Below are 23229 nucleotides of genomic sequence, written 5' to 3' on the forward strand. Positions count from 1 at the left end.
TTGCAAAGGCGAAGTTCACCCCATATCGTTCGACCAGGCGGGTTTCTTGGCGACATGAACCCGCTAAACATGAAAATTCATTTCATATTTTGACGATACGGGAATCAGCGGACTTTTCAGCGCGACGCCTCAAGCATCGCGTGTGAACGCCGATAACAAATACTTCGTCAACGGAGACAGACCATGAGCAGCATCACCGAGCCAGGCGGGGCGTCCGGCTCTACCCCTTTCTTTTCCAAGCAGGCCACCGTCGCGAAGCCGGGTTTTTCGCGCTGGATGGTGCCGCCCGCCGCCCTCGCCGTTCACCTGTGTATCGGCCAGGCCTACGCGTTCTCCGTGTTCAACGGTCCGCTGACCAAGGTGATTGGCATCACGCAATCCACCGCCGACGACTGGTCGCTGACCTCGCTCGGCTGGATCTTTTCGCTGGCGATCGTTTTCCTCGGTTTGTCGGCGGCTTTTGCGGGTAAATGGCTCGAACGTGTCGGCCCGCGCCGCACGATGTTCACCGCCGCGTGCTGCTTCGGCGGCGGCTTCCTGGTTGCCGCGCTCGGCGTGCAGTTGCATCAGATCGCACTGCTTTATCTCGGCTATGGCGTGATCGGCGGAATCGGGCTTGGGCTCGGTTATGTGTCGCCGGTTTCAACGCTGATCCGCTGGTTCCCGGATCGTCGCGGCATGGCGACCGGCATGGCGATCATGGGCTTCGGCGGCGGCGCGATGATTGCCGCACCGCTGTCGGTCGCGCTGATGAACCACTTCCGCAGCGCCACCAGCGTCGGCGTCGCGGAGACGTTCGTCGTGCTCGGCATCGCGTATTTCATCTCGATGTCGATCGGCGCACTCGCGATCCGCGTGCCGCCGGCGGACTGGAAGCCGGCCGGCTGGACGCCGCCCGCAACCAGCCAGAAGAAGATGATTTCGCGCAACCACGTTCATATCGACCAGGCACTGAAGACGCCGCAGTTCTATCTGATCTGGCTGGTGCTGTTCCTGAACGTGACGGCCGGCATCGGCATTCTCGGCCAGGCCTCGGTGATGATCCAGGAAAGCTTCAAGAACACGGTATCGGCGGCGGCTGCCGCAGGTTTCGTGGGCCTGCTGTCGCTGTTCAACATGGGCGGCCGTTTCGTGTGGGCGGCCGTTTCGTGTGGGCGTCGGCGTCGGACTGGATCGGCCGCAAGAACACTTACTTCATTTTCTTCGCGCTCGGCGCGGTGCTGTACTACCTGGTACCGGGCTTCGCGGCCTCCGGCCAGATCGCGCTGTTCGTGCTCGCGTACTGCGTGATCCTGACGATGTACGGCGGCGGTTTTGCCACGGTGCCCGCCTATCTCGCGGACATGTTCGGCACGGCATTCGTCGGCGGCATTCACGGGCGGCTGCTGACCGCGTGGGCCGCTGCGGGTGTCGCCGGTCCGGTGCTGGTGAACTACATTCGCGCATATGAAGTCGCGAACGGTGTCGCCAAAGCGGATGCGTACACGATGACCGTCCACATCATGGCGGCGCTGCTGGTGATCGGCTTTGTCTGCAATCTGCTGGTCAAGCGTGTGGACGAGAAGCACCACATGACTGACGAACAACTCGCCAAAGGCAACTAAGGAGATCCGCATGTCGACCCTTCACACTCCGCATCCGACCAGCAAGGCGAAGCTCGCGATCTTCTGGCTGTACGTGACACTTCCGCTCGCATGGGGCGTGGTCAACACGCTCATGCAGGCGATGAAGCTGTTCAAATAAGTTCGACCGCTTCGCCCGTCCGCTCGGGTAACGACAACCGGCAGCGAGTGCATATTGCAACGTTCTGTTGCGATGCTTCGCTGCCGGTTTTCGCTTTTACGCATGCGAGAAGTTATGCGCGTAAGGCCACGCTCCGGCCGTCACGCGTGTAAAACCTTGGTCTTCTGCTACCACTGGTACGCGGCGCCCGCACCGACCGTCGTCGTTGCCGCGCTGATACCCGCGCCGATTTTCACCTTCAGGCTAGGCGTGACACGCGCCGAGAAACCCACGGCCACTGCCTGATATCCCTTATAACCGGCTGTTGCGACACCGATCGCCAGGTTTTTGCTCGCGTCGACTTCTGGAACCATGGTCAGCGCGATAGCCGACGCCGTGCCCGAATAAGCATTGCGCGCAATCTTGTCCATGCCGCCCTGGAACTGCTGCATGTTGACGGCGTCGGTAGGCGCCTGCCCTGCACCGACATTGGTGATGCGACGCTCGTTGCCCGACGAGCCTACCGAGACCGTGCCGGTCTGGTCGGCCACCGAACCCTCGCCGATCGCCACCGAATTCGGTGCGGATGCCTGCGCGCCGCCGCCAATCGCCACCGAACTGTTGCCAATCGCCTGTGCCGCGTTACCGGCGCTGTTGACCGACATATAAGCGTCGCCAGTGCCCTGGAAGTTCTGCACGGACTGGCTGATATTGGTGATCTGCTGGTTGGTTTGCCAGAGTTGCGCGCCGGTCACCGCATCGCTACTGGTGGCCGACACTTCGCCGGCCTGCAGGTTGGTCAACGTGACCTTCGACGCGTCGGCCGAGGTGCCGCCGAGCGTGATCCTGTCGTGAGCGGCACTGTCGTACTGCACCGCGTTCGCGACCGATCCGTTGATGCTGCCGACCGTCGTCTGCAAACTCGCAATGTCATTGCTGTTTTGCGACGTGCGGGTGTCCAGATTCGTGATTGCGCTGCCGACGTTGTTCACCACCGTCCCGTCGACGCTATACGAAGGCGCGGTCACCGTGCCATCCGCCGCCACAGTCGAGCCGCCGCCGAGCGCCACCGCCGTGCTTGCCGCCTGCGCATAAAGTTGCGAACCGTTGACCGCGTCGCTACTCGCCGCGCTAACCGCGCCCTGCGCGACGCCGCTGACAACCCGCTTACCCGCTGTGCCGGCCATGTTGACGAGCGAGCCGTCCATCGTTGCACCGACGTTGATCGCGCGCGTCACCGGGTCTTGCGTGACCACGCCGATGCCGCCGTTCGCCATGTTCTGCTGCAGCGTGCTGAGTCCGCTGTCGAGCGAGCCGAGCGCGTCGCCGACCGTGCTTTGCGTGCCGCGCTGCACGTGATACGTGGGAGCGGTGAACGAGCCGTCCGCGTTGATCTGCGCGCCGCCGCCCAGCGCGGCCGCCACCGGTTTGAGCTGGCTCAGGTTGACTGCAGACGCATCTGTAGTGCCCGCCGCCACACCGGTCAACTCACGCGCACCTGAAGTGCCGCTGAAATCGACGCGCGCACCATCGGTATCTTTCGCCACGCTGAGATCGCGCGACGCCTCGTCTTGCTGGACCAGCCCGATTTCTCCTTTGGTGATCTGGTTCGTGATGTTCGTCACGTCCCCCTCGATCGCGGTGGTCCGCGTGTCGAGGTTGTTGATGGTCGATGTGTTGTCGGTCACGCGCTGGTCGAGATTCGTGATGCTCGACGTGTTGTCGGTCACGCGCTGATCGAGGTTCGTGATGCTCGACGTGTTGTCAGTCACGCGCTGATCGAGGTTCGTGATGTTGCTCGTGTTCTCCTCGACAACCTGGTTGGTCGCGAACAGTTGACCGCCGTTCACCGCATCCGAGCTATCCGCTGCGAGATTGGCGGCCCCCACGTTGGCGATCCTGACCGGCGTGCCCGCGTTGCCCAACGTCACCACGTCATGCGCGGTCGAATCGTACTGAACGGAATCGGTACTGGCCTGCACCCCGGCCGTGACCGCTGCCGCGAGCGCCGAGCCGACGTCGCTATAAGTCGCCGCGCCGATGGTGTAAGCCGGCGCGACCATCGCACCGTTCGTGTCGATCGACGCGCCGCCGCCCAGCGCATTCGCCACGCGGGAAAGCTGGCCGACGTTGGCCGCGTCGGTGGCCTGCGTGCCGTCCGCGACCGACACGATCTGCCTGCTTTGCGTCGCGTTGCCCACCGCGACCACGTTGGCGCGATCCGCGACTGACCCGCTGCCGAGCGCGACCGAATTGGCTGCACTGACCGAGGAGTTCGATCCCAGTGACAGCGAGTTCGTGGCTGCCTGCGCGACAAATACGTTATAGCCAATCGCTACCGACCCGGCCGAGGTCGCGCTGGCAAAGCCGCCAATCGACATGCTGTTGAGTGCGCTCGAGCGGGCGTTGTAGCCGATCGCCACCGAGTTGTCGGACAGCACGCCCACCGTCGTTCCCGCGCCGATGGCGGTCGAGTGGATGGACAACGCGCCCGCACCGGAACCGATCGCCGTGGACGCGTCGCTCCCCGCAGCGGAACCTGCGCCGACAGCCACCGCATTGATACCCGTCGCCGCAGCGGTTGGGCCGATCGCCATTGCATTCAGCGCACTCGACGCGCTGGTGCGGGTGCCCTGCACGACGTTTTCGCTGACGGAGATGTAGTCGGTCACGGAAGGAGCCGTGGCCGCGACCGCGGCAATTTGCGGTTGCGCCGCGACCTCCTGGGTGCTCGCGATTCCGCTCATGCTATTCGTCGCGGCCGTCGGACTGGTTGCATCCGCCGACGCGCTTTGCGCAAACGCCGTCAGCACCTGTTCGACGCTGGGACAGTCCTGCGCCTGCGGCGCGCAGGTTTCGGCGCGAGCGGGTTGAGCCAGCGTCAGCGCGCTCAACAAACCGGCACTGGCTGCCATCAGCGTCCGGCACGCCAATGCGGCTTTCAGTCCACTTCGCTTTGCAAAAGTCGGTACGGCTTCGGCAATACGGGGCGCTTTAATAAGCACATTCTTATAGCTCTTACTCAACATGTCCTCTCATCCTTTGCCTCAGCTTATTAACCAAGACATTTCTTATGACATCCTAATAAATTGGATTAAACCAATTAGAAATTAGGAGCGCATTACGCTTTCGTTTTATTGAAAAAAACGCAATGCCAAGTGTGCCGCGAAGCAGGTCGCATCGAGAATACGACTACTCCTAAAAAAGCTACGGAACAACTTGATCAGGATAAAAGACATAACACCACTCGGGCGAAATAGCTAAAATCAGCCGCTTTTCTTACCCAGAGTTGCATTAAACAAGCTGAAATTCGAATTAATCCCAGACTTCTAAAATGAGAAGCCAATCAACAAGAAACAACCGAAATTCACCTTAAAAATACATAGAATAATTAAGACGAAATACCGCGAGGCCTAAGCCAAGACGGCAAAAAACCCCAATCACTCTTAACCGGACCAGAGTTCTTCAAGACTCACCGGCTTGCAGACGCATCGGAAAAGTAATCTCGAAGACCGTCCCCTCGCCTTCCTGTGAATCGAAGCGGATCTCCCCTTCGAGCACCCGGCACAACTCCTTGACGATCGCGAGACCCAGACCGGCGCCGGGGATATCGTCATCGGTAGCGCGTTCGAACTCCTTGAATACACGCTCGCGGTCGGCCGCGCCGATCCCCACGCCGGTATCCGACACGCGCAGCCGCCAGCGATCGTTTTCCGTCGCGGTCATGGTCAGATCGACCTGCCCCGCGCGCGTATATTTCGCGGCGTTGGTCAGCAGGTTGAGCGCGACCTGTTTGAGCTTCAGCCGGTTCGAGACGACCTCGGTCAGCGCGATGTCGAACGAGGTCTGCAGGCGCAGCCCCTTCGCCTCGATGGCGGGCTCGCACGAAATCGCCAATTCGTCGAACAACTCGCGCAGTGCGAAACGTTCCAGCGCGAGCGGGCTGGTGTCGCCGAGTACGACTGAATATTCGACCAGTTCGTCCACCAGCGTTTTCATATCCGCGGCCTGGCGGTTTGCCAGTGCGAGCGCGGTCTCGGTTTTCGACGGCGCGCGGCTCATCAGTTGCAGCGCCATCGAAAACACATTGAGAAAGTTACGCAGATCGTGCACGACACTGCGCGTGATCTGCATCCGCGATTCGTGCAGTTCGCCGACCAGCCGCTGCTTGAGCGTCAGTTCGTGATTGACCCGCTCGAGCCGCCCGGTGTAGTCGTCGATCTTACGGTCGCGCTCGTTGACGACCTCGCGGATCGACGTCAGCGTGACGAAACTCACGGCCTCGTCGATGAAATGCCGCGCGCGCTCTTCGTGACGCCGCGTGAACGACGGCCGCGTTTCGCTGTATTCGACGATCGCGCCCGTCAGCATCTGCCGGAACAGGTCGAGTTCGCGCACCAGTTCGTCGATCCGGTAGCCCTGTTTCCAGCGCAATTTGCCGTGCAGCCGCGCGTCCCGTTCGATGGCGGTCTCGACATGATCGAGGTCCTGGTTTTCCAGCACGCTGCAAATCTCGTCGAGAATATTCGGGATGTGGTCGGCGAGTTGCTCGTAGGTGAGCCGATCGGATTCGGTCAGATCGGCATCGTGAAAGACGGCCTTCATCCAGCGTTCGGTCAAATCGACCTGGTGCTGCCGCAGATGTGCGGCGAAGGCGGCGAGCGGAGAGAGAGGCGAGTCCGGCATGTAGGAGACCTGGTGCCGCGTGGCGGCCGCAAAAATGAATGTTTCGCGCCTTGGCCGGCGCGCGGCAACGGCAGCAGCCACGCTCGGGAGACACTCGAAAGACACTCAGGAGGCGCGTCCCGCGCGCTTCACGGGCCGCTCCTGCGCCTCCAGTATGCGCGATTTACGGAACGGAAATTAACCAGGGTTAGGACGCGCTGTTGCGTGTCCGCTGCGGCTCTGCGTCAGATTTTTTCGAACAGCACTTCCTCCGCGCCTTCCCACAACACCTTGGTGCCGAGTTCGCGCAGCTTCTCGCGACCTTCGACGACGGTCAGGAAATGGTTGCCCGCCAGTTGCCCCATCTTGCTCGCAAAGCAGCAGGAGCCGTACGCGAGAATGATCTCGGTCTCGCTGTAGCCGCCCGGGTAAAACAGAATGTCGCCGACCGACGGATGGCTGGTGTGATTCTCGAAGCTGACCGCGACGCCGTCGTTTTCCAGCTTGAAATCGCCGAGCGGCACCCAGCAGCCCTCGCCGCTCCATCGCACGTGAATGATCTTCTGGCGGTACGGCAGCAGCTTCATGAACGCGGCGACGGTGTCGGGCGCGTCGGGATGGGTTTCGGCAATGAATTCGTGGCCGCAGCAGGTGATTCGGAGTCGGGTCATCGCAGAATTTTCAGGTGACGGGTTGAATGAGCTTGAATGGAACGGTCAGTCAAACGCGGCTTCGGCCAAGGCGGGTGGGCGTTATTCTGTCGCCCCGCGCAAGGGTCCAGCAGATACGGTTGCGTCGCAGCCGGTCAGGCCAGTTAGACCGGCCGCAACCGCGCCGTCGAAAGCTGTTGAACGTGCTGGTCAAACAAATTCATGCCAGGTCTAACCACTCGCCGCCACGAAAGTTCGTAGTTTGCAAGCCACGCAATGCGCAGCAAACTGCGAAACGCGCGTGATTTGCTTACGCAGACGAACCGGCTGCGATGCCCGTACCCTTGCGACCCGGCCGTTCTGTTCGCCGGGCGTTCATCCTGCAAGCGGGTAGCCGATCAGCCAGTGGAATCACGCCATCGTCACGCCCACACCGCGCGGAGAAGTGGCTGGTGCCCCCGAAACCCACCGCACTTGCAATCTGCAACACGGTCTGACGGTGGTCCGCAGCAGCCTCGCCGATTCTTCAAGCCGCAAACGCGTGACGAATTCGTGCGGCGCCTCGTTGGTCTCGCCGGTCTCAAGACGAAACAGGCGCGCGAAATGACACTGCTCAGTCCGGCCAGTTTTTCACGGCCAGCGCAAGAACCCGAAAATGATAGCAAGGAACCGGCTACCGTAAATTCCGGAAATCGCTAATCATTCTGCTTGTCGTCTTTCATGCGTTTCGAACCCCGGAGCTACCGTTTCATGGAACACGAATGCGATACGCTGCCGCATTGGCTGACCGGCCCGCCGCAAGGCGAAGCCGGGCACGCATCGGCAGCCTGTAACCCTGCGGTGTCCGCCCAACCGGCCTACCCGGCCGGCACGCGGCAACCGGGGGCGTCAGCCCACGCGGCTGAAGCATCGGGCACCCCGGAAACCGCGGCCCGCACCGCAGCGGGTGCGGGGGCGGCGCCCAAAGGCTTTCTCACGCTCTTCACCGAGGAGGAGATCGGCACGCCGTCGCCGGCTACACGGCGCAGTGCGCCGTTCATCAGTCCGCTTGGCCGGTTCAATAATGCGCAGGACCGCATCGACTTCGTGCGGCGGCGCATCAAACAGCTGGGTTTCGACTCGTTCAGCTATACGGCCACGCGCACGTCCGCGCATCACAAGACGATGTTCGTGCTCAGCAGCTACGAATCGCAGACCTGGCTCACGCGCTATTTCCGCGAGCGCTATTTCGAACTGGACCCGCGGGTGGCGCTGGCGTCGCCGACCGGCATGCCGTTGCTGTGGAATACCGCCGATTTGCGCGCCGACCTGCCGCGCGCGCAACTGCGCAGCGAACGGCTTGGCGGTTTGATCGACATGCTGGAGGCCACCGGCCGGAAAAGCGGGATTCTCACGCGAATGCCGCTGCCCGAGCCGGAACTGAGCGCGAGCCTGTGCTTCAACTCGGAGATCGGCAACCCGCGCTGGATGACCGAATCGATCGTCGCCGAAACGCTGATGTTCGCGCACACGATCCACGAATTCATCTGGACGCATGCGAAAAGCGCGATCGGCATCGCGCCCGCGCAGCAGCAGCCCGTTGCGTTGAGCGAGTTGCAGCATGCGGTGTTGAAGGGGGTCGTACAGGGTCAGCGTGACAAGGAAATTGCGTATTTCCTCGGACTGTCGCCGCATAACGTCGACTATCATCTGCGCCGGTTGCGGCAGTTGTTCAACGTGCGTAATCGCGTGCAGTTGATCAATGTCGCGCAGGCCTATGTGTCGTAGTTCGAAGCGTGGATGACGTGACGGCGAAAGCCGTCACGTCATCCGAAACGCAGCGCGTTGAGCGTATCGGGCAGACTCAGTTCGAAGGACATAAAAGCTGGCGGCCCCTTAGCAAAGGTCCCGGCCAGCTTCCCATGCCGCCTTCATGAATGCCGTCAGCTTTTCAAGCGATAACCCGTTCTGAAGATCCAGCCCACGACCAGCAGAAACACCGCGAGAAACAGCGCGGTCATCGCGAGGCTGATGCCGACGTTCACATCGGCGAGTCCGAAAAAGCTCCAGCGAAAGCCGCTGACGAGATAAACGATCGGATTGAACAGCGTCACGACGCGCCAGAAATCGGGAAGCATGTTGACCGAGTAGAAGCTTCCACCGAGAAAGGTCAACGGTGTAATGATCAGCAGCGGCACGAGTTGCAGCTTCTCGAAACTATCCGCCCATATGCCGATGATGAACCCGAGCAGGCTGAACGTCACCGCCGTGAGCACGAGAAACAGCATCATCCAGAACGGATGCTGGATTTGCAGCGGCACGAACAACCCCGCCGTAGCAAGAATGATCAGCCCGAGCAGGATCGATTTGGTGGCGGCCGCGCCCACGTAACTCACGACGATCTCCAGATACGAGACCGGCGCAGACAGCAACTCGTAAATCGTGCCCGTGAAGCGCGGAAAGTAGATGCCGAACGACGCATTCGAAATGCTCTGCGACAGCAGCGACAACATGATCAGCCCCGGCACGATGAACGAGCCGTAACTGATGCCGTCCACTTCCTTGATGCGCGAGCCGATTGCCGCGCCGAACACGACGAAATAGAGCGACGTCGAAATCACCGGCGCGATGATGCTCTGCATCAACGTGCGCCAGGTGCGCGCCATCTCGAACTTGTAGATCGCGCGGATTGCGTGAATATTCATTGACCACCCCGGAGCAGACTGACGAAGATATCTTCAAGCGAACTCTGCGTGGTATGCAGATCCTTGAAGCGGATGCCGGCGTCATCGAGCGCCTTCAGCAGCGCGATGATGTCGGTGCGGCCGCCCTCGCCTTCATACGTATAGATCAATTCGTTGCCGCCCTTCTCCAGACCCAGCGCATAACCGGCCAGCGACGGCGGCACCTGCGCGAGCGGGCTCTCGAGTTGCAGCGTCAACTGCTTCTTGCCGAGCTTGCGCATCAACTCGGTCTTTTCTTCGACCAGCATGATCTCGCCCGCACTGATCACGCCGATGCGGTCGGCCATCTGCTCCGCTTCGTCGATGTAGTGCGTGGTGAGGATGATCGTCACGCCGCTTTCGGCCAGCGAGCGCACCAGCTTCCACATATCGCGCCGCAATTCGACGTCGACGCCGGCGGTCGGTTCGTCGAGAAACAGCACGCGCGGTTCGTGCGACAGCGCCTTCGCGATCAGCACTCGCCGCTTCATGCCGCCCGACAGCGTGATGATCTTGCTGTCGCGCTTCTCCCACAGCGACAGGTCGCGCAAAACCTTCTCGATATACGCCGGATTCTTCGGCTTGCCGAATAGCCCACGGCTGAACGACACGGTCGCCCAGACGGTTTCGAACGAGTCGGTGGTCAGTTCCTGCGGCACGAGGCCGATCAGCGAGCGGGCGCCGCGATAGTCGGTGGCGATGTTGCGGCCGTCCACCGTCACGCTGCCTTCGCTCGCGTTGACGATGCCGCAGATGATGCTGATGAGGGTCGTTTTGCCCGCGCCGTTCGGCCCGAGCAACGCAAAGATTTCTCCGGGGTTGATCGCCAGATTGATATTTTTTAGCGCATGAAAACCGCTGGCATAGGTTTTCGACAGGTTCTTGACCGAGACGATTGGCTGCATGGAGTCGACGATGGCAGACACCGTTGTTGGGTTGAAAAAGCTGGGTTGGAAAAAGCGCTGCAATCGCGCGAGCGCACCCGCAATGTAATGGAAAGTGGCAAAGCGTGCAGCGCTCCGATCTGCGCGCCCCGGGTGAACCCTGTGACGTGCCCGCGGACTCCTTGCCTCCGGCCGGAACTCGCAGCTTGACGGCTGAGGCACACCGCTTGCGGCAGTCCATGCATGCGAGCGACAGACGCTCGCGTGAAATCAATCCAATCGATGGAGGTGGACCATGAAACACGTTACGAAAGCGGTTCTGGCGTCGGCACTCGTGATGGCGCTGTCGGGCGGTGCGTATGCACAAGCAGCCGGAGCAGGTGCCGGTGGCGGCGCAGGCGGCGGTGCTGGAGGGAGTGCTGGCGCTGGAGTGGGCGGCAATGGCGTAGGTGCGGGCGGCGGCACGACGGGCGGCGCAGGCGGGACCGCATCGCCCGGTGTCGGCCCGAACACGATGCGCTCGCCGAGTTCCTCGGGCTACGGCTCGCCGGGCGTGACCGGTACGGGCGGCGGCATGGGCACGGGCACTGGAGCCTCGCCGAATAGCCCGTCGATGAAGGGCTCCGGCGGCAACATGAGCAATGGCATGAACAACGGCACGGGCAATAACATGAACGGCAACACGGGCACGATGCAGAACGGACAGTGATCTCCGATTCGTCGTGTAGTGGAATTGAAGATCGGGAAGTTGCGGTTTGCAAGTTGATACGGGCGGCGCAGCCGGAAGTGGCGGCGCCGCCCTTTTTGTCGCGCTCTCAACTTTAGGGAGTCAATGCCGCCGCTGAACCACGTCGAATTTCCAACCGCTGCGCACATTTTTCAGGAAGACACGGCACTTCGTAGTGCGCTCGCAAAACCCACGGACTGTCTCACGGTTCCGCGCAAGTAAAGCTACCGGCAAGATTCACATTCCCCTTGCCCACATAGCGCGGAAACAGCGGATAACGGCACAACGGACGCGAGCGTCCATTGGTCGCTGCGGCGATATCGGTGGCCGTCAACGTTTCAGGCGCAACGCCGTGCGTCACCCAGTTATCGAGCGCGCCCAGCAGATCGACCGAAGGAATGAACACGCCGCCGCCGTGCTGAAAACCCGGCACCATATAAAGCCGCATGAATCCATTCACCTGATCCGCGCCGAAGCGATCCATCAGCGCCTCGTAGTAGCCGATGGTCTGATTCGGGCTGATGACTTCGTCGGCGAGACCTTGCAAGGTGATGAGCTTGCCGCCGCGCGCGATGTAGCGCGACAGGTCGGGATTCATCGCGCCGATCGTCTGCGACAGTGCGACCAGTTGCGCGCGATATTTACCCGGCCGTTGCGGATCGAATTTGAGCGAATCGAAACGTGCATCGCGCGTGACGAAGTAGCGGACATAACCGTCACCTTGCGCGAACAGATAGCCGTTATCGAAAAACGTCGGCACCGGCAAGCGCCCGGGTTGATGCGCGAGCCCCAGCATTCCCGTCAGATGCGTGCCCTGAAAAATGTTGTAGCCGCGATAGCCGCCGACATCCCACGCGAGTTTGTACGGCAGGCTCAGACCGTCGCGCATCACGAGCAAGGTCGCGAGTTGCGGGTCCGTGAGGCATTCATCGGCCGAGGCTGAACCAGCAGTGCAACGCAGCGATTCGATGATGTCCGCTTCCTGCTTGCGGCAAGCCTCGACATTGCTGACGATGCCATCCGCTGCGCCATCGAGCCGGTCGCACACCGCAAGCGTCCGCTGATAAACATGCTCCAGCAACGGCGGCGGAATGAAGCCGCCAGGTGTGCCGTATTCGGCGTTGCCGAGTTTCACGCCGAGCAGCCTCACACCCGAAAAATTCAGCGCTGGCGAGTTAGCGATCACGCCGTCGTAGTCGTCGGGATAGCGCTGCATTACGGTGTAGCCTTCGCGGCCGCCGGTCGAGCCACCGGCGAAGTACATCCGCTGCGGCGGCTTGCCGTACGCGCGCGCAATCAGTGCGAGCGCGACGTCGTGCGTTTTCTTCAGATGTGCGTAACCGAAATTCGTCACCGCCTCGTCGACCAGACCGAACACCGCGAGCGACGAATCGCCGACGTGCCCCGAGTCGTCGCCGAACGTCGCATAGCCTTGCGCGAGCGGCGCGCGGTTCGGTGAAAACGGCATCACACCCGTGCCGCTGACGACCACGCCGTTGTAACCCCCACCGCCAATCTGCAACGCGCGACCATTCCAGCGACGTGGCAGATTCAGATCGAAACGGATATCGGGCGTGGTTGCTTCGAGCGCCTTGATGCGGCCGGTTATGCGGCAATATTCGCCGCCCTGCTGGTTGCCCTGCGCGGTCGCGCCCACCATTGCTGCGGTTTCGATCTGCGCGCCCGCAGTCGGCAATCCGATGAGTTCAGCGGACACCACCGCGCCGGCCAGGTCGGCGCAATGCATGGCGAGCGGTGTATCGCCAGACGCGGCGAAAGCGGGCTCAGCGAGCAGACACGAAGCCGTGCCAATACCGATCGACACGACAACGGGAGCGAACCAGGCGAACGCGCGGGCCACCCGCGCATTGGCTGCCGAACGTGGACGGCGCCATCGCACCGTCATCCGGCACCCGCGCCGTTGTTGGCGGGCGCAGCCGCCTGCTGGCTTTTCCAGCCGCTCCAGCCGCGCGCGATCATCAGCACCGCGCCGATCGCGACCAGATCGCCGCCGAGTCCAACCAGCACGCCGCGAAAGCCATGAAACATGTGCGGCGTGGCGGTATCGACGATCAGCGAAACCAGCGTACCGGCGACGAAACAAACCAGCCCTGTGCGCCCGACCGTGACGACCGCAGGCAGCCGCTGCGCAAGCCACGCAATGCCACCCATACGCACCAACTGCGCGGCGAGCCAGGCAATGACGATGAAGTTGATCACGCGGTCCACGGAAAGGTTCTGTTTAAGCGTGCCGGGCAACGGTTGCGTCAGCACGAAAAGTTTGACGATTGCGAAGGTCAGCGCGGCGACGATTGCCGCACACGTCAGCCAGCGCGCGGCGCGGCTCGTGTGAAAACTTTCGCTGACAGGCTGCACGCGGCACAGTACGCCGAATACGAACATCAGCTGCCACGCAAACGGATTAAAAGCCCAGTCGGACATATCGTCAATGCTAAATAACGAGGCTAGCGGACGCGCCAGCGCCCAGATCGCCACGCTCAATGCGAGCGCCAGCACCGACGCGCGGCGCGCGAGCGGCACCACGAACGGCACGCAGAGCGCGAATATCACGTACATGGGCAACACGCTCGACAGATACGGTTGACGCCGCAACACGGCAATGTCGAATGCCTGACGCAGCGGCTGGCCGGCGAATGGCGGCCAGCCGCTCAACTCGACCATCGGCGGGTTCAGATGCAACAGCGCAAGGAGCGCGCCCGACACGAGCGTCAGCACGGCCGTCAACAGATACGCGCGATAGATTTCCCAGCAGCGTCGGACGAAGCGCATCTTCGCCGCGCTCTCGCCACGGCCCGCGAGCACCGCCGTATAAGCCGCTGCCGACGCATAGCCGCCGAGGAACACGAACACTTCCGCGGAATCGCACATCGCGTACGCGTGCAACATCAGATGCGATAGCGTGCTGCCCGGAATATGGTCGAGCACGATCACGATCAGCACGAGGCCGCGAAAGAAATCCACTTCGATCGAACGTCCCCCAGCGGGACTTCCTCCGGTGCGAGCGTGACGGATTGCCATTCGATTCTCACTGATTGACGCGCGTTTGCGCTCACGCTGTGAATAGCGGCGACGAGGCGACGAGACGTCGACAGGCCGCTACTGTTCGTAGGAACACCATGAGAATAAATTGTTCCCACCACGTTTGCGCACAATGCCCTCGCGCGCTGACAACCGGCCTTTGGTTGTGCGAGGTCGCATGGCAATCTGAAATTCAGTTGTCGGCGGGCGGTGATACTGAGTCGTCGCGTCTTCGGGTTTGCGGCAAGATTTGCGGCTTTAAATCGCGAAATGGGGATGCAACCGGTCATTAACGGCGAAAAGAATTTCTGAAAGTAACGCGCGATTTTTTTCGCTTTTTTTCATCGGACGATGCCTTCATGCTCGACCGCATGAGTTCGCGCGCATCGCGCGGCGCCCTATGCGGTGCTCCCCGAGGTGCACTTATTACGCGGCAGCCATTCGTGTGGACCGGACATGCTTGTCCGCTGAGCGTCATGACGACGCCGTCCATTCGCCACGGTCGACCTTACCGTTGCCGATGCGTACCGCTGTCACCCTTACCGCCCTGAACGGCAGCGCCACGCGCGCCACCTTCGCCGAGGAAGACGACCCATGAACAACAGGATTGCCGGCTTCGACGGATTGCGCGCCATCGCAGTCCTGATGGTATTTTTTCAGCACCGCCTGTTTGGCGACATCGGCGAGATCGGCCATCTCGGTGTCTGGATTTTCTTCGCGCTGAGCGGCTTTCTGATCATCGGCATTCTGTCCGGACAACGCGCGCGGATCGAAGCGGGCGGCAGTCAGTTCGGCGCGGAACTCAAGCGCTTCCTGTTTCGCCGGACCGTGCGCATTTTTCCGATTTACTACCTGATGCTGGTGGTGATGTGCGTGCTGATGGCGCTCGGATTCGCGAGTCCCGAACTCGCGAGCGGCATGCCGTTTCACTTCGCGTATCTGTCGAATATCTGGATCGGCTCCGTGTTGCATTCGTGGCCGGGACGCTACTCGCATTTGTGGAGTCTCGCGATCGAGGAACAGTTCTATCTCGTGGTCGCGCCGCTATTGCTGTTGCTCGCGACGCGGCGGCATCGCGCGGCATGCTGGGCGATCGTCGCGCTCGGCCTGTTTTCGTTACTGGCGATGCGTGCCGCGCATTGGCAGGAGATCACGATCTACACGCATCCGTTGACGAACTTCTGGCTGCTTGCGCTGGGAGGAATCGGCGGATTGATGGTCGCGGGAAAACATCAGCAGGCGCGAACGCGCTCGTGGCTCGGTCACGGCATCACGCTGTTTGTGGTGTGTCTTGCACTGGTCGCGCTGTGCGCCACCGAGCCGACGTGGAGTCAGGTGGACAACCCGTTGTTGTTCACAGCGATTAGCGGCGCGTACGGAGTCTGCATTGCCGCGCTCGTGGGTTCCATTGCGTGCTGCCGCAACGCGGTGGTGATCGGCTTTCTCGAAACGCGCTGGCTGGTAAGCTTTGGACGCATCAGCTACGGCTTCTATCTCTATCACAATCTGATACCCGACCTGACCCGCAACCGTCACGCGGAAGCGCTGTTCGGCGGCACGGTGCCGATGTGGGCGCATGCGGCGGGTATCGTCGCGTCGTTTGCGATCTCGCTGGCGATAGCGGTTCTGTCGTGGCGGCTGATCGAGGAACCCGTGCTGCGACTCAAGACGCGCTCGCGTGCACAGCCTGACGCCGCCCAACCAGTGACGATGCCAGCGCGCGGAACCTCGTCAGCCGCACGCGCCGAACGCAGACTGCGCGAAGACAGCACCGCTTCGGACGTGGTGTAGTCACGCGCGTATTCGCTGCACTTCCGGGTGTGCTTCGAGTTGCGCTGACATGCAGCCGCTTTGACGGCGCGGTATCATGCGGCCTCACCACAAGCCGGCTGTTTCCGGCCACGCGCAAAGCAGGACACACAACGCACGACGCGCAGGCACGGAACAGACCAACGATAAAAACAAGCCACGCGCGACGCCACCGCTCGATCCGCGCGCCTGGTTCGCGGACCTCAACGATGTCTCATTTCAATTTAGCCGACGGCATTCTCGGCGGCGCCCTGCACACGCTCGACCTCTACGCGTTGCTCGGCATCGTCGCTGCGCTTCTGCTCGGCGGGATGGTCAAGGGGATCGTCAGCATCGGCGTGCCGCTCGTCGCCATGCCGATCTTGAGCCAGTTTCTGCCGATCAAGGCAGCCGTGTTACTGCTGTCGATGCCGATCATCCTCGGCAATATTCCGCAGGCGCTGGAAGGCGGTGAGATGCTCCCCACCATCCGCCGGATTGCCGCGCCGCTGATCGGCACGATCGTCGGTAACCTGGTCGGCGTGATGGTGCTGATCTCGCTCGCACCGCATCGCGCTCAGGCGGCCGCCGGGGCGTTGCTGATGGTCGCGGCGCTGCTGTTGCTCGCGTCGCCACGGCTGACGTTGTCGCCGAAATGGGCGAAGCCTGCTGGGCTCATACTGGGATTCGGTGCGGCGCTAATGGAGAGCATCGCCTCCGTGCCCGGCCCTTTGCTGGCGATGTATCTGATCGCGACCGGCGCGACGGGCAAGGCGTTCACGAAGCAGATTGCGATCATTCTCGTGGTGTCGATCATTACGCTGGTCGCCGCGTTCAGCGGCGGTGCGCATGCGAGCTGGAGCGATCTGGCGATCTCGGCCTGCGCGAGCGTGCCGGTCATTGCAGGCATTCTGCTGGTGCGTCCGCTGCGGGATCGTCTGCCACCGGGTGCCTTCCGGGTTCTGGTTCTGGTGTTCGTGGCGATGGCCGCCGCGCAGATGATCTGGAAATCGGGGATTTTTCACGCGTAGGGGTGGTACGCGCTTTGCTGATCAATGACTTGTTCCATCAACTGGAGAGTCGTTGTGGCCAATATAGCCAATTCCCCGAAAGAGCCTGAACGTCAGGCTGAAGAGGACCCCGGCAGCCCGCCCACCGAAGTATCCAAGCCCATTGGCGACGCCATTCCCACGCCGGTCGAGCCCGGCCTGGATCAGCCGCTGCCGAAAAAAGGCGAAAACCCGCCACCTGCTGTAGATCCGGCTGGGGGTGCGTCCGATCCACTAGATGCACTCGGCGACACCGAAACGCCGCCAGGTGTTCCGTCACCTGGGGAATCGGATTTTGCGTAGGCTCGCGGGTTCCGATTCGCAGATTCGATTGCGGGCCACGCACGACTAAGCTCGCGAGGCCCGCTTAAATAAACTCACGCAGCTTCCGGCTCGTGGACGATCTTGAGCGTACTTTTGTGCTCCCTGATCAGGCGATACACCGTTTCTCCGGGCACGGTTTCCTGTTCGAGCAATTCGTCGGCAATTGCGCGCAAAACCGGCTCGTACGAATGCAATAGTCCGAAGCACAGTTCGTTCAATTCCTTCAGCAGAACATTGGCGTGTTCGATCGCACTTTTCATCTGCAAGCCCGCGTATTGCGAAGGCAATGCAGCAAGGCTGAACAGATCGCCGTCCTGGTTGAAACCGAATTTCGACACCATGTCGAGACTGATGCGCGACGCTTCCTGCAAGTCCGATGCAGCACCGCTCGATGCTTCCGAGAACGTCAGAATCTCCGCGTTACGTCCGCCGAGCAGGACCTGAATTTCGTTGCGAATTTCAGTTTCGCGGTACAGGTGCTTGTCTTGCGCTTTGGTGATGAGCGCCACGCCTAACGCGCCGCCTCGCGGAAGGATCGTCACTTCTTCGAGTACGCCTGTGCCCAGCAGCGCCGCGACCAGCCCATGCCCCGCCTCGTGCACCGCGATGCGCGTGCGTTCGTCTTCGCTGAGCGCACGCTCGGCGCCGCTCACGTCGCCGATGCGCGCAATCTTGATCGCTTCCATGAAATGCTTCGACGTGATCTCGGTGTCGCCCGCCTTGCGCGCGACGAGCCCCGCCTGATTCACCACCATCGCCACCGTTGCGGGCGACAAACCGGTAGTCAGACGGGCAAGCTGGTCGTAGTCGATATCCGCGGATTTCGATTTCAGCCTGTCCGCGTAGAAGCGGAAAATCTTCGCGCGGTCTTCGCGATCCGGCAAACGAACCTGCACCGTACGATCGAAACGGCCGGGACGGCGCAACGCTTCGTCGAGATTGTCCGGATGATTGGTCGCGGCCACGATGATGACGCCTTCGTTCGACGCGAAGCCATCCATTTCCGCGAGCAGTTGATTGATGATGCGGTTGCTCTCGGCTTCAACCGGACCGCCGCCCGTATCGGTGCGTTTCGCGAGCCCGTCGGCTTCGTCGATAAAGATTACCGTGGGCGCATTCTTGCGCGCCAGTTCGAACAGATGTTTGACCTTCTGGATACCGACGCCGTAATACTTCGCGCTGAAGTAGCTACCGGTGATCGAGATGAAGCTCGCGCCGCATTCGCCGGCCAGCGCCTGCGCCAGTCGCGTCTTGCCGACGCCGGGGCCGCCCACCATCAGGATGCCGCACGGTGCGCGCACACCCATCGACGTGAATTGCGTGGGATCGGACAGATAGCCGCGAATGTCTGCGAGCGCGGCCTTCGCCTCGCCTGCGCCGATTACGTCGTCGAAGCGCAGCGTGGGCGCTTCGCTCAGCAACGTCGCGCCGCCGCGCATTTCGCGCCGCATGAACCACACCATTCCGCCGATCAGCAACAGCGGCAACAACACACTGATCGCGTCGCGGAACTGGTCGAATGCCTGCACCCAGCGCGCGCCGCCGGTGCGGATATCGGCATCGGGAAGCCAGACGAGTTGATACGGCGCGGCTTCGCCCGACTTGGGTTCGCCGAGCAAAAGCGCATGCGAGAACGTCGCGTTGTGATCGGTGACGAAGTACTTCAGACCGTCGCGCCTCGACACCAGGATCGCGCTGGGACTCACGCCGATCGCCGTGACTTTTGCATCGTGAATATCGCGCAGCATCTCGGACGCGTCTTTCTCTTCATGCGTCCACGCGGCAGGGTCGTTACGCATCTGGCTTGCGACGCCGGTCAGCGCCGCCGCGTCCGGCTCGTTGCGATGCTGGGCATACCACAGCACCCCGGCAAGCAGCATGACGAGCACAACAGCAGCCACCGCCATGGCGATTTTCCGTACGCGTCTTTTCCCAAGCGAGTTATTTCCCGGCTTCATGAGTCACTTCCAAAAACGGGCTCAAGCGAACCCTGGTACTGGTCAAAACAGGTATGTGAGGACGGCGGGAAAATGGGCTTGCGATACATGGGTTCCGTCGAAGGAATCTAGGACAACCAAACATGCGTCCCTTTTAACCGTTTTCACCCGGCCCATTATGCTGGGTGAAAACGTATTCCAAATCGGGGAAAAGGCCTATTTCTTCCGTCTATCCAGCCATTTACGAGGCCGGAAATGTAGGGAGCGAGCGATGCGCTCAACACGCAATTTGCTGCTCAGGCGCACAGTTTATCAGCGCTAAATTGATCGCGTACTTCGCATAACTATTATTAACCGCGCCCTATTTAGAAGCGGAAAAAGTTACGGCAAAGATTTTTATCGCGCTGATAAAAGCGATGGACGCGGGCGCGTCCTCGTCGCCATAGAGAAAAGAAAACTCAAGCCGCGCGGGGCCGTCCCTTGCGTTTCGCCTCGACCGGCTGCACCACCGCCGCCACCGGCGCGACCCGCAGGCTGCGTTTGAAATAAGGCGAACTCAACGTGGCCGCGCCCATGTCCGACGCGGCTTCGAGCAACGCGGGCGCGAGTTCCTTGAGCCGCGCATCCGGCAGACGGCTGGTCGGCCCCGCGAGACTGACAATGCCGACCACCAGCCCCGTCACCGGATGCCGGATCACCGCCGCCATCGACGTCATGCCCGCTTCGTAAGTCTCGCTAGCGATCCCATAGCCGCGTTTGCGCGCGCCGTTCAGGTCCTGAAGAAACTGCTGGATCGTCTTCGGCGCCTTGGGACCGCGCGGCCCCGCCTTGCCGATGCCGCCCTGGCGCGACACCAGTTCGAGCGCTTCTTCGTCGCTCATCGTCGAGAGCCAGGCCTGGCCGCTCGCGGTGCAATGCAGCGGCGGCTGGCTGCCCATGTCCGGGTCGTAGCGCAAGCCCGACTTCGCGCCCTGCGCCTTGCCGACGAACGTGATGTGATCGTCCTCGACCACGCCGAGCCGCGCCAGTTCGCCCGACGCCGCCGCGAGCCGGTCGAGCACCGGCTGCGAAATATCGAGCACGCCGCCGGTGGACAGCCACATCAGCGCGAGCGACACCAGCTTGAGCGCCAGCACGTATTCGCCGTGCTCGTCCTGCCGCACGTAGCCTTCTTCGGCCAACTCCGCCAGCAGCCGGTGCGTGCCGCTGCGCGGAATGTTCAGCGTATCGGCGATGGCGGCCAGCTGCAGGCTGCCGCCCTGCCGCGCCAGCAGTTCAATGATGGACAGCGCCCGCTCGAGATTCCCCGCCATGATCCACTCTCAGTTCGATTTCAATCCCGAATGAGAACACGATTCCATATCGGAATTCAAGCACGCAGCGGATACGGCGCTTACACGGGTCAGTGCCCGACGCCTGCGCTCACCCGCAAAACCGGTCCGCGATGCCGGGCGCCCTTCAGCAGCACCGCCGCCGCGCCCACTGCCGCCGGGATCGCCAGCGACGTGAACACGTCGCCGAAACCCCAGTTCGCGTGCAGCATGCCCGCGCCGAGCATGGCCCCCGCGATCCCGCCGAAACGGCCGATACCGAGCATCCAGCTCGTGCCGGTGGCGCGCATCCGGGTCGGATACGAACCCGCGGCCAACGCGCAGAAGCCGGTATTCGAGCCGTTCATGCAATAGCCCATGCCGAACGCGAGTACGCAGATCGCCGCGAAACCGTGACCGGGCAGACCCATCCCCCACGCCAGCACGCCGCCGATGAACACCGTCGCGCCCAGCGCCCGATGCGGATTGAAGCGGTCCATCAGCCAGCCGATCGCGAGCGAGCCGATCGTGCCGCCCGCCTGGAACAACGCGCCGACCACGGCAGCCTCGCCGAGCGTGAAGCCCGCGCCGCGAATCAGCGTCGGCAGCCAGCTACCTAGCAGGTACACCGTCAACAGTCCGGCGAAGTAGCAGACCCACAACATCAACGTGCCGAACGCGTATTCGCGCGACAGGATCAGGCGGACCGGGCTGCGCTCGCGCTGCGGCGTTTCATGCGCGACGAAGCGCGTCGTGTGATCGGCCATGCCGGGTTCGAGACGGTTCATCACCGTGACGAGGCGTGCGCGGCGGCTCTCTTTCAGCGCCAGAAAACGCGCCGACTCGGGCAGCCACCTGATCATGAACGGCACGTAAAGAATGGGCAGTACGCCGCCGAGAACCAGCACCGAGTGCCAGCCGTGCGATGCGATCAGCCACGCGCTCACGAAGCCGCCGCTTGCCGCGCCGAGCGTGAAACCGCAGAACACGGTCGTCACCATCAGCGCGCGGCAGCGTTGCGGCGCGTATTCGGCCATCAGCGTCGCGGCATTCGGCATCGATGCGCCGAGACCGAGGCCGGTCAGAAAACGCAGCGCGGTCAGCTCGGTGATGTTGGCCGCGAACGCCGAGCCGAGACTCCAGATGCCGAAGAACAGCACCGCGCCGGTCATCACCGTTTTGCGGCCGAAGCGGTCCGCGAGCGGCCCTGCGCCCAGCGCGCCGAACGCGAGGCCGAGCAGGCCGCCGCTCATCACCGGCCCCAACGCGTCGCGCGGAATCGCCCATGCGTTCGACAACGCGGGCGCGATGAAACCGACCATCACGGTGTCGAGTCCATCGAGCGTGACAATGAACATGCACATCAGCAACACGAGAATCTGAAAGCGGCCGACGGGTTGTTCGTCGAGCAACTGCTGCACATCGATGGCGCGTGAAACGGGTGATAGGGATGCAACAGGCGTGTTCGGCCGCGCCGTCGTGATCGAAGGTTTCATGGTGTCTCCAGACCGTCTTCTCTAGCGGATGGGCGCGTCGTCCCCGTCGCATCTTTATCGTGCGTTGAGGGGGACCGGCGCGCGATATACGGCTTACGTCATCGCGTAAGTCCGTTCGAGTACGCCGAGCGTCGCGTCGCGCAGCTTGCGGGCGCGCTCGAGTGCGGGCGCGGTTTGCGCCCATTGCTGAGTGGGGACTTCGACGCTGACTGGCAAGTGATCCGGCAGCGCGCGCAGAATGCCCGTGAGATCGAGACCGCCCTCGCCGGGAATCATCCGTTCGCAACGGGCCTGAAACAGCAGCGTGTCGAGGTCGGTAGGACGCTCGGCCGGCGCGTCGCAAAACTGCACGTAGCCGAAGTACTCACGCGGCAACGCATGCAAGGTTTGCGTCGACGAACCCGCGCGGTCGAAATGCAGCGGATCGACGATCAGCCCCGTGTTAGCCCGCGCCGCCGCCTTCACGATGCGCGCGCCTTGCGTGATGTCCTTCACGTCCGTCCACGGCATCGGTTCGAGCGACGGCGACAGCCCGAGCGGCGCGGCGAGATCGCACAATTGCGCGAGCCGCTCGGCGGTGCGCGCTTCGTCGGGATCGTTGCCCGCCACCAGCACGTAGCGCGCGCCCAATTCGGCGGCGGTGTCGAGCATCGGCTTGCACGCGTTCACGTCGGTATCGGGCTTGAGTCGCAAGATCTCGACGTCGAGCACCTTGATGCCGGTGTCACGCAAACGCGCGAGCGTTTCGCGCTTCAACGGCGTCGCGCGGACGATCTCGTGGCGCACTTCATGATCGGTGGCGGGCACGAGGCGCAGTCCGACGAAGTCGTAGCCCGCCTGCGCCGCGCACTCCACCATCTGCGGCGGCGTGAGTTCGAGCACGGTCAACGCGGATAGGGAAAGCGCGCGCGAATGGTGCTGGGTCATGTTGTCTCC

The 23229-nt window shown here is 62.2% G+C and carries 17 protein-coding genes and 1 pseudogene; 7 read left to right on the forward strand and 11 right to left on the reverse strand.

Annotated elements, in window-relative coordinates; all coding sequences use genetic code 11:
* Positions 1 to 183 precede the first annotated feature (183 nt).
* Together ABH945_RS26355 and ABH945_RS26360 are read left to right on the forward strand one after the other, a co-directional pair.
* Positions 184 to 1604, forward strand: a pseudogene (locus ABH945_RS26355) (L-lactate MFS transporter).
* Between the two features lie 10 nt (positions 1605 to 1614).
* Complete coding sequence (locus tag ABH945_RS26360) at positions 1615 to 1743, forward strand: MFS transporter small subunit (RefSeq protein ID WP_074767503.1); 129 nt, start codon at positions 1615 to 1617, stop codon at positions 1741 to 1743.
* Between the two features lie 167 nt (positions 1744 to 1910).
* On the opposite strand, the gene ABH945_RS26365 is transcribed toward ABH945_RS26360, so the two are convergent.
* The 3 genes from ABH945_RS26365 to ABH945_RS26375 all read right to left on the reverse strand — a co-directional run bounded on the left by ABH945_RS26365 (position 1911) and on the right by ABH945_RS26375 (position 7058).
* Complete coding sequence (locus tag ABH945_RS26365; protein WP_429252473.1) at positions 1911 to 4637, reverse strand: YadA family autotransporter adhesin; 2727 nt, start codon at positions 4635 to 4637, stop codon at positions 1911 to 1913.
* Positions 4638 to 5187: 550 nt separating this feature from the next.
* Entirely contained in the window at positions 5188 to 6408 is a 1221-nt protein-coding gene (locus ABH945_RS26370; RefSeq protein ID WP_429252474.1) for a sensor histidine kinase, read from the reverse strand.
* 224 nt (positions 6409 to 6632) lie between these two features.
* A complete protein-coding gene (locus tag ABH945_RS26375) occupies positions 6633 to 7058 on the reverse strand; it encodes a DUF3830 family protein (protein ID WP_429252475.1) in 426 nt (141 codons plus the stop codon).
* Positions 7059 to 7787: 729 nt separating this feature from the next.
* Here ABH945_RS26375 and ABH945_RS26380 point away from each other — a divergent pair.
* Complete coding sequence (locus ABH945_RS26380) at positions 7788 to 8804, forward strand: helix-turn-helix transcriptional regulator (RefSeq protein WP_429252476.1); 1017 nt, start codon at positions 7788 to 7790, stop codon at positions 8802 to 8804.
* Positions 8805 to 8959: 155 nt separating this feature from the next.
* On the opposite strand, the gene ABH945_RS26385 is transcribed toward ABH945_RS26380, so the two are convergent.
* On the reverse strand, positions 8960 to 9721 hold the full coding sequence (locus ABH945_RS26385) for an ABC transporter permease (protein ID WP_429252477.1): 762 nt from the start codon (positions 9719 to 9721) through the stop codon (positions 8960 to 8962).
* A complete protein-coding gene (locus tag ABH945_RS26390) occupies positions 9718 to 10644 on the reverse strand; it encodes an ABC transporter ATP-binding protein (RefSeq protein WP_074767491.1) in 927 nt (308 codons plus the stop codon). Before ABH945_RS26390 ends, ABH945_RS26385 begins: the two co-directional genes overlap by 4 nt.
* A gap of 274 nt (positions 10645 to 10918) precedes the next feature.
* Between ABH945_RS26390 and ABH945_RS26395 the strand changes: the two genes are divergently transcribed.
* On the forward strand, positions 10919 to 11332 hold the full coding sequence (locus tag ABH945_RS26395; protein ID WP_429252478.1) for a hypothetical protein: 414 nt from the start codon (positions 10919 to 10921) through the stop codon (positions 11330 to 11332).
* A gap of 220 nt (positions 11333 to 11552) precedes the next feature.
* On the opposite strand, the gene ABH945_RS26400 is transcribed toward ABH945_RS26395, so the two are convergent.
* Together ABH945_RS26400 and ABH945_RS26405 are read right to left on the reverse strand one after the other, a co-directional pair.
* On the reverse strand, positions 11553 to 13256 hold the full coding sequence (locus ABH945_RS26400) for a tannase/feruloyl esterase family alpha/beta hydrolase (protein WP_429252479.1): 1704 nt from the start codon (positions 13254 to 13256) through the stop codon (positions 11553 to 11555).
* A complete protein-coding gene (locus ABH945_RS26405; RefSeq protein WP_429252480.1) occupies positions 13253 to 14389 on the reverse strand; it encodes an OpgC domain-containing protein in 1137 nt (378 codons plus the stop codon). Before ABH945_RS26405 ends, ABH945_RS26400 begins: the two co-directional genes overlap by 4 nt.
* Positions 14390 to 14983: 594 nt before the next feature.
* On the opposite strand from ABH945_RS26405, the gene ABH945_RS26410 reads away from it, so the two are divergent.
* The 3 genes from ABH945_RS26410 (at position 14984) to ABH945_RS26420 (ending at position 17529) form a co-directional block, all read left to right on the forward strand.
* Positions 14984 to 16180, forward strand: coding sequence for an acyltransferase family protein (locus ABH945_RS26410; RefSeq protein WP_429252481.1), 1197 nt, complete (start codon positions 14984 to 14986; stop codon positions 16178 to 16180).
* Positions 16181 to 16407: 227 nt separating this feature from the next.
* Entirely contained in the window at positions 16408 to 17208 is an 801-nt protein-coding gene (locus ABH945_RS26415) for a TSUP family transporter (RefSeq protein ID WP_429252482.1), read from the forward strand.
* Positions 17209 to 17262: 54 nt separating this feature from the next.
* Entirely contained in the window at positions 17263 to 17529 is a 267-nt protein-coding gene (locus ABH945_RS26420) for a hypothetical protein (protein WP_074767482.1), read from the forward strand.
* A gap of 74 nt (positions 17530 to 17603) precedes the next feature.
* Here the strand turns inward: ABH945_RS26420 and ABH945_RS26425 are convergent, their stop codons facing one another.
* The 4 genes from ABH945_RS26425 to ABH945_RS26440 all read right to left on the reverse strand — a co-directional run bounded on the left by ABH945_RS26425 (position 17604) and on the right by ABH945_RS26440 (position 23220).
* Entirely contained in the window at positions 17604 to 19508 is a 1905-nt protein-coding gene (locus ABH945_RS26425) for an AAA family ATPase (RefSeq protein ID WP_429252483.1), read from the reverse strand.
* 437 nt (positions 19509 to 19945) lie between these two features.
* On the reverse strand, positions 19946 to 20800 hold the full coding sequence (locus ABH945_RS26430; protein WP_429252484.1) for an IclR family transcriptional regulator: 855 nt from the start codon (positions 20798 to 20800) through the stop codon (positions 19946 to 19948).
* An 89-nt stretch (positions 20801 to 20889) separates the two neighbouring features.
* Positions 20890 to 22293, reverse strand: a complete 1404-nt coding sequence (locus ABH945_RS26435; protein WP_429252485.1) for an MFS transporter — start codon at positions 22291 to 22293, stop codon at positions 20890 to 20892.
* A gap of 93 nt (positions 22294 to 22386) precedes the next feature.
* Positions 22387 to 23220, reverse strand: a complete 834-nt coding sequence (locus tag ABH945_RS26440) for a sugar phosphate isomerase/epimerase family protein (RefSeq protein WP_429252486.1) — start codon at positions 23218 to 23220, stop codon at positions 22387 to 22389.
* Between the last annotated feature and the right edge of the window lie 9 nt (positions 23221 to 23229).

Source organism: Paraburkholderia sp. GAS333 (assembly GCF_050435665.1).
Lineage (GTDB): Bacteria > Pseudomonadota > Gammaproteobacteria > Burkholderiales > Burkholderiaceae > Paraburkholderia > Paraburkholderia fungorum_A.

Coding starts and splice junctions, on each gene's coding strand:
- ABH945_RS26360 (WP_074767503.1), top strand. CDS start 1,615: ATGTCGACCCTTCACACTCCGCATCCGACCAGCAAGGCGAAGCTCGCG.
- ABH945_RS26365 (WP_429252473.1), bottom strand. CDS start 4,637: ATGGCAGCCAGTGCCGGTTTGTTGAGCGCGCTGACGCTGGCTCAACCC.
- ABH945_RS26370 (WP_429252474.1), bottom strand. CDS start 6,408: ATGCCGGACTCGCCTCTCTCTCCGCTCGCCGCCTTCGCCGCACATCTG.
- ABH945_RS26375 (WP_429252475.1), bottom strand. CDS start 7,058: ATGACCCGACTCCGAATCACCTGCTGCGGCCACGAATTCATTGCCGAA.
- ABH945_RS26380 (WP_429252476.1), top strand. CDS start 7,788: ATGGAACACGAATGCGATACGCTGCCGCATTGGCTGACCGGCCCGCCG.
- ABH945_RS26385 (WP_429252477.1), bottom strand. CDS start 9,721: ATGAATATTCACGCAATCCGCGCGATCTACAAGTTCGAGATGGCGCGC.
- ABH945_RS26390 (WP_074767491.1), bottom strand. CDS start 10,644: ATGCAGCCAATCGTCTCGGTCAAGAACCTGTCGAAAACCTATGCCAGC.
- ABH945_RS26395 (WP_429252478.1), top strand. CDS start 10,919: ATGAAACACGTTACGAAAGCGGTTCTGGCGTCGGCACTCGTGATGGCG.
- ABH945_RS26400 (WP_429252479.1), bottom strand. CDS start 13,256: ATGACGGTGCGATGGCGCCGTCCACGTTCGGCAGCCAATGCGCGGGTG.
- ABH945_RS26405 (WP_429252480.1), bottom strand. CDS start 14,389: ATGGCAATCCGTCACGCTCGCACCGGAGGAAGTCCCGCTGGGGGACGT.
- ABH945_RS26410 (WP_429252481.1), top strand. CDS start 14,984: ATGAACAACAGGATTGCCGGCTTCGACGGATTGCGCGCCATCGCAGTC.
- ABH945_RS26415 (WP_429252482.1), top strand. CDS start 16,408: ATGTCTCATTTCAATTTAGCCGACGGCATTCTCGGCGGCGCCCTGCAC.
- ABH945_RS26425 (WP_429252483.1), bottom strand. CDS start 19,508: ATGAAGCCGGGAAATAACTCGCTTGGGAAAAGACGCGTACGGAAAATC.
- ABH945_RS26430 (WP_429252484.1), bottom strand. CDS start 20,800: ATGGCGGGGAATCTCGAGCGGGCGCTGTCCATCATTGAACTGCTGGCG.
- ABH945_RS26435 (WP_429252485.1), bottom strand. CDS start 22,293: ATGAAACCTTCGATCACGACGGCGCGGCCGAACACGCCTGTTGCATCC.
- ABH945_RS26440 (WP_429252486.1), bottom strand. CDS start 23,220: ATGACCCAGCACCATTCGCGCGCGCTTTCCCTATCCGCGTTGACCGTG.